The sequence below is a fragment of the Microbacterium sp. MYb45 genome (genome assembly GCF_002979655.1).
Lineage (GTDB): Bacteria > Actinomycetota > Actinomycetes > Actinomycetales > Microbacteriaceae > Microbacterium.
Genome location: NZ_PCPG01000002.1, coordinates 145,521 through 161,384 on the forward strand (window position 1 = coordinate 145,521; position 15,864 = coordinate 161,384).

The 15,864-nt window shown below is 70.2% G+C and carries 16 protein-coding genes; 6 read left to right on the top strand and 10 right to left on the bottom strand.

Annotated elements, in window-relative coordinates; translation table 11 throughout:
- Window positions 1–3: 3 nt before the first annotated feature.
- The 5 genes from CQ034_RS07095 to CQ034_RS07110 all read right to left on the bottom strand — a co-directional run bounded on the left by CQ034_RS07095 (window position 4) and on the right by CQ034_RS07110 (window position 5,880).
- Window positions 4–1,392 (bottom strand): DUF6716 putative glycosyltransferase, encoded by a 1,389-nt coding sequence (locus CQ034_RS07095; protein WP_105710479.1) that lies wholly within the window; start codon window positions 1,390–1,392, stop codon window positions 4–6.
- Window positions 1,389–2,261, bottom strand: coding sequence for an N-acetylneuraminate synthase family protein (locus tag CQ034_RS19665; RefSeq protein ID WP_029260868.1), 873 nt, complete (start codon window positions 2,259–2,261; stop codon window positions 1,389–1,391). The genes CQ034_RS07095 and CQ034_RS19665 overlap by 4 nt, the downstream gene beginning before the upstream one ends.
- A 93-nt stretch (window positions 2,262–2,354) precedes the next feature.
- Window positions 2,355–3,536: an acylneuraminate cytidylyltransferase gene (locus tag CQ034_RS19670; protein WP_258134118.1), complete on the bottom strand. Its 1,182-nt coding sequence runs from the start codon at window positions 3,534–3,536 to the stop codon at window positions 2,355–2,357.
- 20 nt (window positions 3,537–3,556) lie between these two features.
- Window positions 3,557–4,903, bottom strand: a complete 1,347-nt coding sequence (locus CQ034_RS07105) for a polysialyltransferase family glycosyltransferase (RefSeq protein ID WP_105710480.1) — start codon at window positions 4,901–4,903, stop codon at window positions 3,557–3,559.
- Complete coding sequence (locus tag CQ034_RS07110) at window positions 4,900–5,880, bottom strand: glycosyltransferase family 2 protein (RefSeq protein WP_105710481.1); 981 nt, start codon at window positions 5,878–5,880, stop codon at window positions 4,900–4,902. Before CQ034_RS07110 ends, CQ034_RS07105 begins: the two co-directional genes overlap by 4 nt.
- A gap of 405 nt (window positions 5,881–6,285) precedes the next feature.
- Between CQ034_RS07110 and CQ034_RS07115 the strand changes: the two genes are divergently transcribed.
- Both CQ034_RS07115 and CQ034_RS07120 read left to right on the top strand, forming a co-directional pair.
- A complete protein-coding gene (locus tag CQ034_RS07115; RefSeq protein WP_105710482.1) occupies window positions 6,286–7,212 on the top strand; it encodes a hypothetical protein in 927 nt (308 codons plus the stop codon).
- Window positions 7,213–7,221: 9 nt separating this feature from the next.
- Window positions 7,222–7,521, top strand: coding sequence for a DUF4229 domain-containing protein (locus tag CQ034_RS07120; protein WP_029260863.1), 300 nt, complete (start codon window positions 7,222–7,224; stop codon window positions 7,519–7,521).
- Window positions 7,522–7,536: 15 nt separating this feature from the next.
- Here the strand turns inward: CQ034_RS07120 and CQ034_RS07125 are convergent, their stop codons facing one another.
- Genes CQ034_RS07125 through CQ034_RS07135 form a run of 3 tightly spaced genes read right to left on the bottom strand, consistent with a single transcriptional unit; the run spans window position 7,537 to window position 9,230 of the window.
- The gene (locus CQ034_RS07125; protein ID WP_029260862.1) at window positions 7,537–8,511 is read right to left on the bottom strand and encodes a 1,4-dihydroxy-2-naphthoate polyprenyltransferase; all 975 of its coding nucleotides are present in this window, start codon (window positions 8,509–8,511) and stop codon (window positions 7,537–7,539) included.
- Window positions 8,512–8,562: 51 nt separating this feature from the next.
- Complete coding sequence (locus tag CQ034_RS07130; RefSeq protein WP_029260861.1) at window positions 8,563–8,853, bottom strand: DUF4287 domain-containing protein; 291 nt, start codon at window positions 8,851–8,853, stop codon at window positions 8,563–8,565.
- 14 nt (window positions 8,854–8,867) lie between these two features.
- Window positions 8,868–9,230 carry a cupin domain-containing protein gene (locus CQ034_RS07135; protein WP_105710483.1) on the bottom strand — a complete coding sequence of 121 codons (363 nt, stop codon included), beginning with the start codon at window positions 9,228–9,230 and terminating at the stop codon, window positions 8,868–8,870.
- Window positions 9,231–9,275: 45 nt separating this feature from the next.
- Between CQ034_RS07135 and CQ034_RS07140 the strand changes: the two genes are divergently transcribed.
- On the top strand, window positions 9,276–10,301 hold the full coding sequence (locus tag CQ034_RS07140; RefSeq protein ID WP_105710484.1) for a DUF5937 family protein: 1,026 nt from the start codon (window positions 9,276–9,278) through the stop codon (window positions 10,299–10,301).
- Between the two features lie 11 nt (window positions 10,302–10,312).
- On the opposite strand, the gene CQ034_RS07145 is transcribed toward CQ034_RS07140, so the two are convergent.
- Window positions 10,313–10,771 (bottom strand): Lrp/AsnC family transcriptional regulator, encoded by a 459-nt coding sequence (locus CQ034_RS07145; protein WP_029260858.1) that lies wholly within the window; start codon window positions 10,769–10,771, stop codon window positions 10,313–10,315.
- A 72-nt stretch (window positions 10,772–10,843) separates the two neighbouring features.
- Here CQ034_RS07145 and CQ034_RS07150 point away from each other — a divergent pair, with 72 nt between their 5' ends.
- Window positions 10,844–12,283 carry a DUF6421 family protein gene (locus tag CQ034_RS07150; protein ID WP_105710485.1) on the top strand — a complete coding sequence of 480 codons (1,440 nt, stop codon included), beginning with the start codon at window positions 10,844–10,846 and terminating at the stop codon, window positions 12,281–12,283.
- Between the two features lie 131 nt (window positions 12,284–12,414).
- Window positions 12,415–13,074 carry an SDR family oxidoreductase gene (locus CQ034_RS07155; RefSeq protein WP_105710486.1) on the top strand — a complete coding sequence of 220 codons (660 nt, stop codon included), beginning with the start codon at window positions 12,415–12,417 and terminating at the stop codon, window positions 13,072–13,074.
- Window positions 13,075–13,231: 157 nt separating this feature from the next.
- On the opposite strand, the gene CQ034_RS07160 is transcribed toward CQ034_RS07155, so the two are convergent.
- Window positions 13,232–14,695 carry an MFS transporter gene (locus tag CQ034_RS07160; RefSeq protein WP_105710597.1) on the bottom strand — a complete coding sequence of 488 codons (1,464 nt, stop codon included), beginning with the start codon at window positions 14,693–14,695 and terminating at the stop codon, window positions 13,232–13,234.
- 84 nt (window positions 14,696–14,779) lie between these two features.
- On the opposite strand from CQ034_RS07160, the gene CQ034_RS07165 reads away from it, so the two are divergent.
- Window positions 14,780–15,847, top strand: a complete 1,068-nt coding sequence (locus CQ034_RS07165; protein WP_105710487.1) for a low specificity L-threonine aldolase — start codon at window positions 14,780–14,782, stop codon at window positions 15,845–15,847.
- Window positions 15,848–15,864: the final 17 nt, after the last annotated feature.

Genomic DNA, 15,864 nt, shown 5'->3' on the forward strand with positions numbered 1-15,864 from the left:
GATTCAGCGCCGGAGGGAGTCGTCGAACGGGTTCGGCTCGAGCGTGTAGTCCGTCGACGCATCGGACCAGGTGCCTCCGCCGGACGGCGCCCGGCGCGCGCGGACCGCGGCCATCGCGCGAGTCGCAGGAGAACCCACCGCAAGCGCGACCGCGCCCTGCACCGTGCGATCCTCGGCGCCGAGCACGCTCGCCCGATGCCACGCCTCGTGCAGGGCTCCCCCGCGAGCGGCCGGGACGCGGCGTGCCGGCAGCGCGCCCGAGCGCCGCAGCGCCACGAGCTGCTCCACCCGCTCCCACCACGTCGACTCGACTTCGGGATGGAAGTAGTTGTCGCGGAGCCAGTCCGGATGCGGATGCCGGAACCGCCCGGCGACGACCTCGCTCCGACCGCCGAGCAGCCCACTTCCCACGAACACCGTGTTCAGCAGGCTCTTGCTCACCCCGAAGGAGTCGAGCGCGATCACGGGCACGCCGAGCGCGGTGGCCTCGATCGCGGCGGTCGAGCTCACCGTGACGAGACCGGCGGCCGTCTGCAGGGCGGCGGACATCGAGTCGTACGAGAAGACCAGGTTCTGCGGAAGGCGCGACGGCAGCAACCCCGCGTAGGGCTCGCGTTCGAGGTGCGTCTCCGACTCCCCCGGCCGCGACCGCAGCTTCACCACCACGCGTCGCGCGGGCTCCGCCTCCGCCGCCCGGACCAGCATGGCCGCGATCTCGGCCCGCTCGTCCTTCCCGACGGGCACGAGCGCCTGCGCGGCGAACACGATGTCCGTCGCAGGCGGTCGCGCCGGAGCAGCCGGTGCCGGGCGCTCGGCGACCGCGATGCCACCGCGACCGCCGGCCGCGGCGTCGACCCGTATCCGCTCCGGGCGCAGCATCCGCTGCCGGCGCCGGGCGAACGGCAGGGTCGCGAGCGCCACGGGCGTCTGCACGCCGATGCGTCGCCCGAGCTCTTCGAACGCCCGCACCTCTCGATGGGAATGCACGACCAACAGGTCGGTGTGGCGTCGATAGTCGAGCGCCCCGCGCTGGGCGGGGATCGCCATACCCGGCAGCCCCGAGACCGTGACCGGTCGATGCTCCAGCGCGTCGATGACGCGCCCCATCAGCCGCACGAACGGTCCGCGCCCGGCGAGCAGCACCACGTCGGGGCGCTGCCCGGCCAGCCAGGCCGCCGTCTCCGCGAACCCGATCCGGGTGATGTCGTCGGGGCCGAGCGCCGTGCCCGCCAGCGCGGTGCGCTGCTGCTCGACACTGGCCGTGAGCGGGGTGCGCACGAGCAGCAGGTGCGGACGCAGGCCCGGTACCGAGCCGAGCAGCGAGGCCCCCCACTTCACGAAGGAGTCGGCGTCCGCGATGGCGACGACGCGGATGCCGGTGGCCTCGGTCATGCCGAGATGCGGCGCAGCTTCGCCATCGGCGCGCGCTCGCTGTCGAACACGCGCTTGACGCCGTCGCCGGTCGCGCGCTCGATCACGCGGATGTCGCGCACCAGGTGCTCGAGACCGGTCGGCTCGAGGGAGGCCGCGTGGTCGGAGCCCCACATCGTACGGTCGAGCGTGATGTGGCGCTCGACCGCGACTGCGCCGATGGCCACCGCGGCGAGGGAGATCTGCAGGCCGCGCTCGTGCCCCGAGTAGCCGACGGGCACACCGGGGTAGCGGTCGCGCAGGGTGGCGATCACGCGCAGGTTCGCCTCTTCGGGCTCGAGCGGGTAGGTCGAGGTCGCGTGCATGAGGACCACCCGGTCGGTGCCGAGCGTGTCGAGAGCCCGGTCGATCTGCTCGATGGTCGACATGCCGGTCGAGAGGATCACGGGCTTGCCCGTCTCGCGCAGGGCGACCAGCAGCTCGGTGTCGGTGAGGCTGGCCGAGGCGACCTTGTGCGCCACCACGTTGAGGTCTTCGAGGAAGTCGACGCTCGGCACGTCCCACGGCGACGCGAACCAGTCCAGGCCGAGCATGGTGGCGTGATCGCCGATCTCGACGTACTCGTCGCGGCCGAACTCGACGCGACGGCGGTAGTCGAGGTAGCTCATGACGCCCCACGGCGTCTCACGCGGAACGTCGCGCATGTGCTCGGGAGTGGAGATCTCGGGCGTGCGCTTCTGGAACTTCACCGCATCGGCGCCGGCGCGGGCTGCGACGTCGATGAGCTTCTTCGCGATGTCGACATCGCCGTTGTGATTGAGTCCGATCTCGGCGATGACATAGGCGGGACGACCGCCGCCGATCACTCGTGAGCCGATGCTGACAGTCATGATTCCTCCGGTCGTCGAGCGCTGGTGCACCCCCTCCCTCCTGACTACGGGCCGAGGATGAACACCGGGCGACGACCGGGTTACCGGCATCGGTCAGCTCGACAACACCCGTTCGATCAGTTCGCGAACAGCACCCTCGCCACCGCGGCGGCTCAGCACGACCCTGGCCTCTTCGATGACGAGCGGATGTGCGTTGGCGACCGCGACCGGCCAGCCCACGATCCGCATCGCCGGAAGGTCGTTGACGTCGTTCCCGAGGTAGGCGATGTCGGCGAGCGGCACGTCGTTCTCCTGCGCCCAGTCGCGCAGTGCCGTCTCCTTGTCGTCGAGGCCATGGAGCACCGGAACGCGGAGCTTCGTCGCCCGGGCGCGGACCACGGGATTGGCCTCGGTCGACAGGATGAGCAGCGGCACACCGGCGCGGCGCAGCAGGGCAACCCCCATCCCGTCCTCGCGGCTGACCCGCACCCGTTCCCCGCCGTCTGCATCGATGATCGCGGTGTCGTCGGTGTGCACGCCGTCGAAGTCGGTCACGACCGCCCGCACCGGGATGCGCCCTGGAACCTCGTGCAGGGTCGCGAGAGCACGGGCGACCCGGAGCTGATCCGCATCGTCGATCTCGATCGCCGTCCACTCCGGCACCGCAGCGATGCGGATCCTGCCGAAGAACCGATGCCGGCTCTCACGGAACCCCGCGGCCCGGAACACATAGAAGGCGCCGGTCTCGAGGTGGTGCGGCTCCCGGTCCTGGCGCCGCGGGCGGTGCGCGGCTTCGTGGTTGATCGCGACCGCCTCACCGCGGTCGTCTTCCCGCCACAGGAATCCGTAGGTCTCATGGGCCGCGAACACGCTGTCGGCGCGGTCTGCACGAATCTCCTCCACGGCCGCGGCGAGCGCGTCACTCGGGATGAACGGCGACGTCGCCTGCAGGAACGCCACGATCTCGACCCTCTCTCCGGCTGCTTCGAGCTCGTCGAGGGCATGCAGGATCGCGCTCTCCGAGGTCGCAGTGTCTTCGGCGAGCTCGGCGGGGCGGCGGATGACACGGGCTCCCGCGGTGTTCGCGACCGCGGCGATCTCGTCATCGTCGGTGGACACCACGACCAGGTCGATGCCGGATGCCGCGGTCGCCGCCCGAACAGCACGCTCGACCAGCGGGACTCCGCCCACTCGCTGGAGGTTCTTGCGCGGCACCTGCTTCGACCCGCCGCGCGCGGGGATGATCGCCACCGTGAGGGGCCGCTGCTCGTCCATGTCGTTCATCCTCGTCGTCATCGTCATCCTCGTCGTCATCGTCATCGCCCGCGCAGCGCCCGCCAGGCACGACCGACTCGTCGCCGCGCGCCGAGGGCGTGGAGCCGCCACTCCTCGACCCTGCCCACTCCGCCGGCGGGGCGCAATGCACGGTTCAGGGCGCTCTCCCGCGGTGCTCCCGGCAGCCGCAGCTCCGCAAGCCGTCGTGGCGCGAAATACCGATCCCGCTCGACCGAGTCCAGGTCGTGCAGCAGCTCTTCGGCGCGACCGCGCAGATGGGCGGCGTTCTCAGGCTGCATCGCGTAGCCGACCGCGTCGACCAACAGCTGCAAGCGGGCGGGGTCGCTGTAGGGCGCGTCGTCGCGGGTGAGGGCATCGACCAGGGTCACGGGTATGCGATTGCTGTTCTCGAACGGCGTCAGCGCCGCCAGCACCCGGTCGTTGCCCGCCGATCCGATCGCCCGGCCGAAGAGCGTGTGCACCGTCGGCAGCGCGGTCGAGAACCCGGCGACGACGGCCAGCGCATCCAGTCGTTCAGCGAGCAGCTCGGCCGCGAGCGGGCCGCGATACTCGACGAAGTCGATCCCGTGCACGTGCGCCCGATCGCGGACCGCCGCGGTCATCAGCGGCGGTGCGGCGGGGTGCGGCTTGAAGACGATGCGCTGCGGAGCCCACCGCGCGGCGCGGTCGATCAGCTGCTTCTGCAGGTCGATCTCCGCGGCGGGCGTCATGAGTCCGAGCGCCGACAGGTACTGGCCGAGGACGAGCACGCTGGGCGGATCGTCGCCGACGCCCGGGTCACCGGCATCCGTCTCCCGCAGTGCCGCCGCGAACACCGAGGGAGGAACCGGCATGATCTCCGCCCGAGGAGACCCGACGAGCGGCCGCACTCCGGGCACCACGTCCGCATGGACCACGCGTTCGATGCGCGCCGCGACCGCATACGGCAGCCGCACCCGCATCGGCGAGTAGGTCATGAGCCCATCCCCCACGATGGTGATCCGCGCGTGCGGGAACAGCGCCATCAGGGTGCGGGCCGGCGCGACCTGCGGGCTCTGCACGAACAGCTCCAGGCCCTGAGGATCGAGTCGCCACGCCCGTACGAGCAACCGCTCCAGGATCGGGAGGTCGGCCTCAGCGGGTTCCCACGAGCTCGGATGCAACGGGCCGAGGACATCTTCCAGCGGCTCGACGCGGTCGAATCGCGCGCGCAGCGGCCCGAGCACGGGGTCGCCCGCGATGCCGACCGCCGTCTCCGGCACCCGGCTCGAGGTGAACGGCACCAGGATGCGCTCCGCCCCGCCGTCGCGGCCGAGGAGCCCGGCGTCGATCGCCGCGGCGGCCGTGGCGAGTCCGTACGCACTGTGCAGCGCGAACAGCTGGGTCATGCCGTGCGCCCCGCCTGTCGGAGAACGCGCGCCAGCACCCGCCGGCGCGGCCCGTCGAAGCGCGTGAGCGTCTCGTCGAGTTCGTCGTCCGGCAGGCGGCGGAGCATGTCCCGGATGCCGCCGCGCATCTCGGCGCGCAGCCGCGGGCTCATCCGACGCGCACGCACCAGGTGGTGGGAACTGAGCGCGAGCGCGGTCCACACGACCTTGGGCAGGAAGCGCTCCGCCTCCGCGTCCTGCTCCACGACGGCGATGACCTCGTCCATCGCCCTGGCGAAGTCGAGCTGGCGGCGATCCCTGGCCTGGGTGAGGGATGTCGCGACACCTCGTCGGTAGAGCAGCGCGGGCGCGTCCACGACTGCGAACGACCGCGCGCCAAGATGGAGCCGCCAGATCCAGGGCCGGTCCTCCGCCGTGAACAGCCCCTCGGAGAACCGCGCCAGCCCGTCGTCGAGAACGCGGCGGTGGAAGACACCCGCCCACGCGTAGGGGTAGTCGACCATCGTGGATTCGTTCTCGGGCAGGATCGCCGCCCTCGGAACGAGCACGCGTTCGCGCCACGGGTGCGGGGCACGCACGAGCGCCCGGTGCGACCCGGTGACCGTGACGTGGTCGGTGCGGAGGAAGTCGCAGTCCAGCTCGCGCAACCGCGACACCAGCACCTCGAGCCGGCGCGGCTGCATCCAGTCGTCACCGTCGAGGAAGCAGAAGGCGTCGCCCTCGACCCGTTCGAGCCCTTGATTCCGGGCGGTCGCCAGACCCCGGGCGATCGGGTTCCGGATGAGCTCGACGTGCGGGAGGCGCTCGGCATACGCGCGCATGAGTGCACCCGTGTCGTCGCGTGAGCCGTCGTCGATCGCGACGAGCTTGAGCGCCGACGCATCCTCGAACTGGCGGGTGAGCGTCTCGAGCGTCGTCCCGATGTACGCGCCGGCGTCTTTCGCGGGCAGGATGACGGTGACGAGGGGTGTGCGCACGGAGCTCCAGGGAGAGGCGGTGTCCCGGAATCGTGCCAGGTCACCGTTGCCGGACGGCGACCTGGAGGTGAACGACCGGTGTCCGCCGATGCTGCGGCCCGTGCGCAGTGAGGTGTGGCCCCGTACCCGAACGGAGCCACACCTCCCAGTGCTACGCACTGCCGAACGCGAGGCGTTCGGAGAGCGGGGCCACCGATGATGGCCCCGCCCGCCTCGTGCCCTGCTGACCCCCATCAGCCGGACCCGGGACGTTGTGTGTCGTCGCGCTCCCTCCCCCCAGAGATACGCGCGACGACACGTAACATAATACATGTCGCATTTCGTGAAGCTGTACGTAGGCCGAGATACGACGCTCGACTCGCGGTCGAGTTCGCGAGGATCCGTTCGATCGGCGACGATGGGAGCATGCTCTGGCCCTTCGGATCGACGTGGCGTCCGGTGCGGCAGAAGCAGCGCGACACCCTGGACCTGCGATGGCTGACCGCCCGGACCTGGACCCGACGCTGGTACCCGCAGGGCATCGACCTCGGCGAGTGGCGGGGTCGACGCACCGTGGCGGTGAGCTGGTTCCGGCAACAGCTCGACGGCGTGCATCTCGCCTCCCGCGTGACGTTCGTCGACCTCGAGCGCTCCCGCCATCTCGACGTGCTGCTCGCCGTCCCCGGCAACGACGGCGAACTGCAGCCGGCACCGATCCACGCCGGGGGCCTCGCCTGGTTCGACGACCGGCTGTTCGTCGCGGCGACCGGACGCGGCATCTGGGAGTTCGATCTCGCGGATGTGCGGACGGTCCGCGGCGCCACCGCTCAGCGCATCGCCGGCAGGCGACCTCGGCGCGGTCGTACCACGGCGCTCGTCGCCGTCCGCACGCGCGTGCACCCCGTCGCGCTGCGCTGCTCGTATCTGGGTCGAGTGTTCGACGAGGACGGCACTCCCCTGCGGCGTGTCCTCATCGGCGAGCACCTCACCGACGACCGCGGCCGGATCGGCGAGTTCTCGATCCCGGAGGACGCCGACGGCCGGTTCACGGAGGAGCACGTCTTCAGCCCCGGCATCCCCCGCATGCAGGGCGCCGTGCGGTGGGGAGACCGCCACTTCGTCTCACAGTCCGACGGCCTGCGCCCCGGTGCACTGTGGAGCGGGCCGCGGTCGGCGCTGGAGCGGGATGACATGCCCCTCCCGGTCGGCTGCGAAGACCTGGCGCTCGACATCGGCGCCAGGCTGCTGTGGTCGCTCGGGGAGCATCCGTGGCACCGGGTCGTGCGCGGCATCCCGTTTGCTCGGCTCGGCATCGAGGGCACCGGCACCGAGCCACCCCCGCGGCGAACGTAGACTGGAAGGGTGAAGAAGCCCGCGCCTTTCCTCGTCTACACCGTGCTGCGGCTGCTGGCGTTCCTCGTCCCGCTCGCCATCCTCTGGTTCTTCTTCCCGATCTTCCGCGAATACTGGTGGCTCGCCGCGATCTTCGCCGCGCTCATCGGCATGAGCATCTCGATGCTGTTCCTGCGCACGCCGCTCACCGATGCTTCGGCCCGACTCGCGGAGCGCCGCGAGAGCCGGTCGTCCGGCAGCCAGGCCGATGCGGATGCCGAGGACCAGGCGATCGACGCGAACGAGCCCGGCGACGACCCGAAGGTCTGACCGCCGCGCTACTGCTCAGCCGACGAACGCCCAGAACAGGGCGCCGGCGTACAGCAGTGATGTCAGCGACGTCAGGGCGAGCGCGGTCACCAACTCCCTCGGCTGCCGGTAGGCCCAGACGATGACGATGGCAGGGAGTCCCGCCAGCAGTGCGAGGAGCGAGATCCATGCGATCGGGAACAGCAGCGCGAGGAACACGGCGATGCCGAACGGCGCCAGGACGAACAGGGTGAACAGCACCTGCGTGGCGCGGCGTCCGATCAAGACGGTCAGGGTGCGCTTGCCGACCTCGCGGTCCTGGTCGATGTCACGCAGGTTGTTGGCGAGCAGCACGGCACACGCGAACAGGCCGGCCGCGATGGCTCCGAGCCACGCCTGCAGCGGCAGCTCGAACACCTGCACCCAGGTGGTGCCGAGCGTGGCGACGAGTCCGAAGAACACGAACACGAAGACCTCGCCGAGGCCGTAGTACCCGTACGGCCTCTTGCCGCCGGTGTAGAACCAGGCCGCGACGATGCACGCCGCACCGACGGCCAGCATCCACCACTGCTCGGTGCGCACGACGATCGCGAGCCCGACGACCGCGGCGAGCGCGAAGAAGATCAGGCCGATGATCAGGACGGTGCGCGGCTTCACCCGCCCGGATGCCGTCAGGCGCGCGGGCCCGACCCGGTGGGCGTCGGTGCCGCGGACGCCGTCGCTGTAGTCGTTCGTGAAGTTCACGCCGATCTGCAGCAGCACCGCGACGGCGAGGCACGCGAGCGCGATCACCCAGTGGAACTCGGGGCCGGTGCTGCGCGCCGCACCGGTTCCGATGATCACCGGGGCGATCGCGAGCGGGAGGGTGCGCAGCCGCGCGGCCCCGATCCAATCGGATGCGGTGACCGGCCCCGCCTCGACGACCGGACGCCGCGCCGGGTTGCCGCTGGTGCGGGCCGGGGTGTGCTTCGCGGTCCGACTCTTCTTCTTGCGCTGGGAGGATGCTGCCACGCAGGGAATCCTACTGGCCGGGGCGATGCCCGACCTCAGCGGGACGACGGATCAGGGGTTCGGGTTGCTGTCCTTGCCGTCGAGCCAGAGCGTGTCGGAGGCGTCGCCGTGCGCACCGCCCGTGCCGACGTGCTTGCTGCTGATCTGCGGGCCCTTGGTGATCACGTGCACGAGGGCCATCGCGTGCCCCTGCCCCAGCGCGTAGTCCTCCTTGAGCCACGCGACGATGGGCGTGGCCTTCGTCGTCCGGTCGAACCCCTTCTCGGTCGCGAGCTCGATGAACTGTCGCGGGGTCAGCCCCGTCTTGGTCTCGATGTTGTCGAGGTATGCCTGGAAGGACATGGTGCTCCTGGTGCTCAGTCCTCGTCGAGGAACGTCTGGATGATGGTGGCGGATGCGTGGATGCCGATGATCCTGAGGACCCCGTCTCCCGCGTTGGTGAAGCAGTGGGGGACGAAGGCGGGGCCGGTCGCGGTGTCGCCCGCCCCGGCGACGAAAGTCTCCTCGCCCACGGTGATGCGGGCAAGTCCCTCGATCACGACCCAGGTCTCGGCGTAGGGATGCCAGTGCCGCCCCGGGCCTTCGCCCGGCTGGTTCTCGACGAAGAAGTACGACACCTCCGCGCCGTGCTCTGCGCCGACGAACCTGCGACTGCGGCCCGTGCCGATGCGGATGTCCGCGCCGGCGACGATTCCGGATCCGGGGGTTGTGCTGTTCATGACTCCAGTCTCGACAGCGCGCAGGGCCACCCCTAGAGTTTCGATGTGAATCGAAACACAGGGCCCGTCGAGGGCGTCGAGCACCCCGACCACCGCGTCGAGTTCCACCTGAGCCCCGGCGATGTCGAGGCGGTGCGATTCGGCATCTCGCCCGGGCACGAGCTGGCCCACGCCGTGCGGGTCCTGCGGCGCCCCGAGGCGCATCCCCTGCAATGGGGGTGGCTGCGTGCCGTGCGCGAGCGCCTGCCCCGCGAGGAGTTCGCCCTGCTCGCGACCGTCATCGGGGACGACGGCTACCTGCCCGACTTCCTGACGACCGCACCGCGATGGGACCTGAGCCCGGAGGGCGAGCTCGACGAGCTGCGCATCACAGCTCTCGACCCGATGCGCGTCGACTTCGGGAAGATGGTGCGGCGCTCGACCGGAGCGCGGCAACGGGCGCTGGGCGAGATGCAGGGGAAGCCGGCACGGGCGCGCTCGATGATCGCCGACGCCTGGTCCGCGGTATGGGATGCCGCGCTGGCTCCCGTCTGGCCGCAGCTCGAACGCCTGTTGCGCGCCGACATCGCGTTCCGTGCGCAGCGGATCGCGACCGGCGGCTTCGCGGGGATGGCCGGAGACCTGCACCCGCAGGTGACCTGGGGAGAAGGCGCCGTCCGCGTCTCGCTGCGTCGCCACAGCGAACAGGTCGACTGCCGGGGAAGCGGCCTGGTGCTGGTGCCGTCGGTCATGTCGTCGTGGGGCTGCATGGTGCTCACCGAGCCCCCGGCGCAGCCGACGCTGTTCTATCCGGCCCGCGGCGTCACCGCCGGCTGGGCGCGGGACACCGCCGACATCGAGGATGCTCTGGGCGCCCTGCTGGGTCCGGCCCGCGCGGGAATCCTGCTCCGAGCAGGAACCGCCCGCACGACATCGCAGGTCGCTCAGGATGCCGGTGTCGCGGTCTCGACCGCGTCGCATCACCTCACCGTGCTGCGGGGCGCGGGGCTGATCGGCAGCGAGCGCGACGGCACCCGGATGCTGCACCTGCGCACTCCCCTGGGCGAGGCGATGGTGGGCGCGGTGCTCTGACGCGCTCCCGACTACTCCGCCGAGCCGACCGGGATGATCGGCCGGTGCTCGTAGTAGGTCTGCAGCACCACGGTGGTGCGGGTGCTGACGTTCGCCGCGAGCCGCACGTCACGGACGAGCTCCTCGAGCGCACGCGGAGACGGCACGCGAACGAACAGCATGTAGCTCGCGTCACCGGCGATGGAGTGGCAGGCCTCGATCGCGTCGAGGTGCTCCAGCAGCTCCGGAGCGTTGTCGGGCTGGGCGGGGTCGAGTGGGGTGATCTCGATGAAGGCCGAGAGCGGGGTGCCCACCTGCTCGGGGTCGAGGATCGCCTGGTAGCCGGAGATGACTCCCCTCGTCTCCAGCCGGCGCAGACGCGACTGCACGGCCGAGACCGACAGGCCGACGGCCTCCGACAGCTGGGAGAGCGTGGCGCGCCCGTCACGGGAGATCGCGGTCAGGATCGCGCGGTCGACAGAATCATCCATGGCTGTAAGATTATCGTCAGGATTCCGTATATGCCGGAATCTTTCCGTTGAAAACTCCGATCGGAGGTCCCGATGTCCCTTCTTTCCGCCAACAGTTCCGCTGTCCAGGCCATCGTCGGCGAACCCGAGGTCGTCGAGGACGCGTCGATCGCCGAGCAGTCCGCCGCCTGGGCGCAGCTGAAGGACGCCGCGATCGCCCTCCGCGAGATGCAGATCAAGGACGGCTCGATCCCGGATGCCGCGCACCACGCCGCGGCCCGCGAGCTCGTCGGCGCGATCACCGCCGCGATCCGCGCACTCGCCCCTGCCTTCCCGCACGACGCGGAGTACCTCACCGCCTCCGTGGTCGACTTCGACCGCTGGGCATCCGAAGACTTCGGCGTGCCGGACTTCCTCGATTCGCTCATGGCCTTCCAGCCACAGCAGACCCGCGTCGACGGCATCCGTCACCTCGTCGTGTTCCCGATGTACACGCAGAACGGCTCGAGCGACCGCCTGGTCGAGGCGCTGATCGTCGAGACGATCTGGCCCGAGTTCATCGCCGCCCTTGAGGCCGGCGACTACGGCAACAAGCTGTTCGTCTCGCTGCGGCTCGTCGACTTCACGCCCGGCTACGACACGAACTCGGCCGTGCTGTTCCCCGAGACCGTCGCGATGCGCGAGATCCCGACCTTCACGTGGGGTGCGATCTTCCAGGACCGCGAGGCCGCTCGCTACCGCCGCGTCACCCGTGCCGCAGCCGAGATCACCAACCTCGATCTGCCGGAGCGGGCCGCCGCCATGCTCGACGACCAGCAGGTGGCCGAGAAGACCTTCGTCATGTGGGACATCATCCACGACCGCACCCACATGCGCGGCGATCTGCCGTTCGACCCGTTCATGATCAAGCAGCGGATGCCGTTCTTCCTCTACTCCCTCGAGGAGATGCGCTGCGACATGACCGCGTTCCGCGAGTCGGTGAAGATCGAGCGCGCCCTCGCGGCCCGCATCGCCGCCGGTGAGGAGCTCACCGAGACGGAGCAGGAGATGCACGATTACGCGCACCTCGTGCAGTACGCGGTGATCTTCGACCGCATCTTCCGCTTCTCGATCACGGGCACCCGCACACGCAACTACGACGCGGTCGGCGGACAGCTGCTGTTCGCGTGGCTGCACCAGCGCGGCGTGCTGCACTGGACCGACACGGCTCTCACCTTCGACTGGGACGCCGTGCCGGATGCCGTCGTGGCGCTCGGCGACGCGATCGACGACCTGTACTGGCACTCGATCGACCGCCCCAAGGTCGCGCACTGGCTCGCCGCGTACGAGCTCGTCCGCGGCACGCTCACCCCGCACCCGGCCTCGCAGTGGGCCCGCGGCCTGTCGGACGAGATCCTCGCCGGCGCGCCGAAGGGGTACACGGATGCCGTGATGGACGACGAGTTCCCGCTGTCGATGTTCTTCGAGACCCTTCACAAGAAGATGAAGCCCGTCATCGAATCCACCGTGGGCATCCGCGGCACGGACGACTGATGACCACGCGCGCATGGCGCGCGTTCCGAGTGTGACGCTGGGGCGCACCGCGCTGCGGCCGGAACCTGTTCTGCGGATCTCTCCGCGGGTTCCGGCCGCAGAAGCCCCTCCGAACCGGAAGAGTGAGCGACATGGATGAACTCATCGACTCGAGACTGTCCGGCCGCACGGTGGTGCTCGCCGGAGCGACCAGTGCGGCGGGGCGGGCGGCGGCACGCGCTCTGCACGGTGCGGGGGCACGGGTGATCGCGACCGGCCGGTCCGCAGAAGGGCTGCAGCAGTTGGCGGATGCGGGCACGGAGGTCTTCCTCGCGGATGCGACCTCGCTCGACGAGATGACGGTTCTGGCGGGGCAGATCGGCCCCGTCGACGCGGTGGTCCCCCTCGTCGGGGGCTGGCGCGGGGGCGGCGGCCTCGCCGGGCAGTCCGACGAGGACTTCGCCGCGCTGCTGCCCGCGCTCGAGGCCGTCCGCGCGACGAGCCGGGCGTTCGACACGGCGCTGCGCGCGTCGGGGGCGGGTCGGTTCGCGATCGTGTCGTCGACGGCGGTCGCGCGGCCCCTCGCCGGCGGGGCGAACTACGCCGCGGTGAAGGCTGCGAGCGAGGCCTGGACCCGGGCCGTCGCCCAGGGGTACGCGAAGTCCGCACGCGATTCCGGTGAGCAGCTGCGCACGGCATCCGTCGTGTTCCGGGCCAAGTCGCTCGATCCCGATGTCTTGGCCGCACGGCTCCTGATGCTCTGGGACACGGACGCCACCGCCCTCAACGACCGGGTGTTCGACCTCGACTGATCCCGAGTGTCGGACGATCCGCCGACGGAGTGACGATCTGCGGAACTTCTTCCATCGGAACCTCGGGGAAACGTCCGAACCTCGGGGAATCGTCCGAGGCTCGGGGAAACGTCCGAGGCTCAGCGGGACTCGTCGGGGCTTGGGGAATCGTCCGGGCTCAGCGGGACTCGGGCGGCATGCCGGGGACCACGGGCGGAGCCTCACTGTGCCGGGCAGGGCCCGACTCGATCGACGACTCCTCCGCCACGGCTTCTGCGCCGGCATCACCGCCGTCTTCCCCGCCGGTCTCGCCGTGGTCGATCTCCTGCTCGGGCGCCTCGGCGTAGAGCTCGGTGAGCTTGCGGTACGACCGGGTGAAGAAGGCCAGCGTCGCGGCCACGACCATGATCAGTCCCGCGAACAGGCAGATCAGCGCGATACCGCGGGCCTCGCCCTCGCCGAGCAGCCAGCCCCAGCTCTGTTGCCCCTCGCGGGTGTTCATGTAAGGGATGATCAGGAACTCGGCGATCGGGGCGATCAGGAACGCGGTGATCGGGGCCGCCGCCGCTTCCATCGCCGCGGCCACGCCGAACACGCGACCCTGCCGTTCGTACGGCACGACCTTCTGGATGATGGTCTGCTCCGCCGCCTCGACCGGGGGCACCAGGGCCATATAGGCCCACATGCCGATCACATACAGCGGCCACCACTCCCGCAGCATGAACACCGAGCCCAGCAGCCCCATGGCGATCACGACGAGCAGCATGGTGCGCATGGGCTTGGGGCCGAGCCCGAACTTCGCCACCAGGCCGCCGCCCACCAGGAAGCCGGTCGAGGCGAACGCCAGAGCGAAGCCCCAGGTCTGGGCATCGAAGAGGGTCAGGCCGTACGGGTCCATGAGCGCCATGTAGACGCCGCCGATGAGGTTGTTGAAGGTCGAGAAGATGATCAGGGCGAACAGGCCGGGAGCGAGTCGGATCGCCCGCACGCTGCCGCGGAAGTCGAGTGCGCTCGATGCGTTCGGGTCGGGCTCCGGCGCACCCTCGGGGATGCGGATGAACAGCAGGTGGGCGAACGTGAGCGCCATGGCCGCGATCGCGATCGCGAGGGTCCATCCCATGCCGAGGAACCCGATCGACAGGCCCGAGAACACGCTCGTGACGAGGAAGGCGATGCCCTGCACGGTGCCGACGAGCCCGTTGGCGTTCGCACGCTTGTCTTCGGGGATCAGCAGAGTCACCGTCGTGGACAGCGCGATGTTGCGCAGCTGCTCGATCACACCGCCGAAGAGGATCACTCCGGAGAACAGCCAGAACCACGGGCCACCCAGATCGAGCAGTGCCGCCTCGGGCTGCCAGAGGTAGAGGAGCCCGGCCACCAGGAAGGCAGCGGCGGAGATGACACTCGAGATCACCATGACGGTGTGCTTGCGGTTGCGATCGACGATCGTGCCGAACGCCATCGCGAAGAACGCGACGAACAGCATGTACGCGCCGCCGATGATGCCCGTGGCCAGCACGGACTGCGTCTCGATGTACACCCAGAACGTGAGCGCGAACCAGAGGAAGCTCGTCGTCACGTTCGCGATGAGCGTGTTGACGAGGACGTTGCCGAATGCCCGAGTGGCGGCGGTGCGCTCCATGAAGTCGAGGGTAGGGCCGGCATCCGACATCCGGAAGACCCTCCCCCGGACCGCGAGGGCGATGCGGACAATTAGGCTGGGTCGGTGAGCATCCAGCATGACCCCGCGATCCGGGGCTTCGCCAGTGACAACTACTCCGGCATCCACCCCGAGGTCCTCGCGGCCATCGCGGCGGCGAACGGCGGACACCAGAGCGCCTACGGCGAGGATGCGTACACCGCGCGCTTGCAGGAGGTCTTCCAGGCGCACTTCGGCGAGGGCGTCGAGGCGTTCCCCGTGTTCAACGGCACGGGCGCGAACGTCACGGGCCTGCAGTCGATGCTGCCCCGCTGGGGCGCGGTGATCGCGGCATCCACCGCCCACATCAACGTCGACGAGGCCGCAGCTCCCGAGAAGATCGGCGGCTTCAAGCTGCTCACGGTCCCCACCGACGACGGCAAGCTCACCACCGAGCTGATCGATCGCGAGGCCTGGGGCTGGGGCGACGAGCACCGCGCGCAGCCGCTGGTGGTGTCGATCACGCAGTCGACCGAGCTCGGCACGCTGTACACGGCCGACGAGATCCGCACGATCGCCGACCACGTGCACGAGCGCGGCATGAAGCTGCACCTCGACGGCGCGCGCCTGTCGAACGCCGCCGCCGCCCTCGATCTGCCGCTGCGCGCGTTCACCCGCGACGCCGGGGTCGACGTGCTCACCTTCGGAGGCACCAAGAACGGCGCGATGCTCGGCGAGGCGATCGTGGTGCTGAACCCCGACGCCGCGGACGGCCTGAAGTACTCGCGCAAGTTCAACATGCAGCTCTCGTCGAAGATGCGGTTCGTCTCGGCGCAGCTGATCGCGCTGCTCGAGGGCGACCTGTGGCTGCGCAACGCGAAGCACGCGAACACGATGGCCGCGCGCCTGCGTTCCGAGATCGAGGCCGGCATCGCCGACGGATCCATCCAGGGCGTCGACTTCACGCAGCCGACCCAGTCCAACGGCGTCTTCGCAATCCTGCCCGACGGTGTCGCCGACCAGCTCCGCGACTCGTTCCGCTTCTACGACTGGGATGCCGCGCGCAAGGAAGTGCGCTGGATGTGCGGCTTCGACACCGAAGAGGCCGACGTCGACGCGTTCGTCGCCGAGCTCTCCCGCCTCACCACGCGCTGACCTGCCCGAGCCCCTCG

Bases quoted from the DNA above. Each gene is read 5' to 3' on its own strand.
- CQ034_RS07095 (WP_105710479.1), bottom strand. From the start codon at position 1,392: ATGACCGAGGCCACCGGCATCCGCGTCGTCGCCATCGCGGACGCCGAC.
- CQ034_RS19665 (WP_029260868.1), bottom strand. From the start codon at position 2,261: ATGACTGTCAGCATCGGCTCACGAGTGATCGGCGGCGGTCGTCCCGCC.
- CQ034_RS19670 (WP_258134118.1), bottom strand. From the start codon at position 3,536: ATGACGACGAGGATGAACGACATGGACGAGCAGCGGCCCCTCACGGTG.
- CQ034_RS07105 (WP_105710480.1), bottom strand. From the start codon at position 4,903: ATGACCCAGCTGTTCGCGCTGCACAGTGCGTACGGACTCGCCACGGCC.
- CQ034_RS07115 (WP_105710482.1), top strand. From the start codon at position 6,286: ATGCTCTGGCCCTTCGGATCGACGTGGCGTCCGGTGCGGCAGAAGCAG.
- CQ034_RS07130 (WP_029260861.1), bottom strand. From the start codon at position 8,853: ATGTCCTTCCAGGCATACCTCGACAACATCGAGACCAAGACGGGGCTG.
- CQ034_RS07135 (WP_105710483.1), bottom strand. From the start codon at position 9,230: ATGAACAGCACAACCCCCGGATCCGGAATCGTCGCCGGCGCGGACATC.
- CQ034_RS07145 (WP_029260858.1), bottom strand. From the start codon at position 10,771: ATGGATGATTCTGTCGACCGCGCGATCCTGACCGCGATCTCCCGTGAC.
- CQ034_RS07150 (WP_105710485.1), top strand. From the start codon at position 10,844: ATGTCCCTTCTTTCCGCCAACAGTTCCGCTGTCCAGGCCATCGTCGGC.
- CQ034_RS07155 (WP_105710486.1), top strand. From the start codon at position 12,415: ATGGATGAACTCATCGACTCGAGACTGTCCGGCCGCACGGTGGTGCTC.
- CQ034_RS07160 (WP_105710597.1), bottom strand. From the start codon at position 14,695: ATGGAGCGCACCGCCGCCACTCGGGCATTCGGCAACGTCCTCGTCAAC.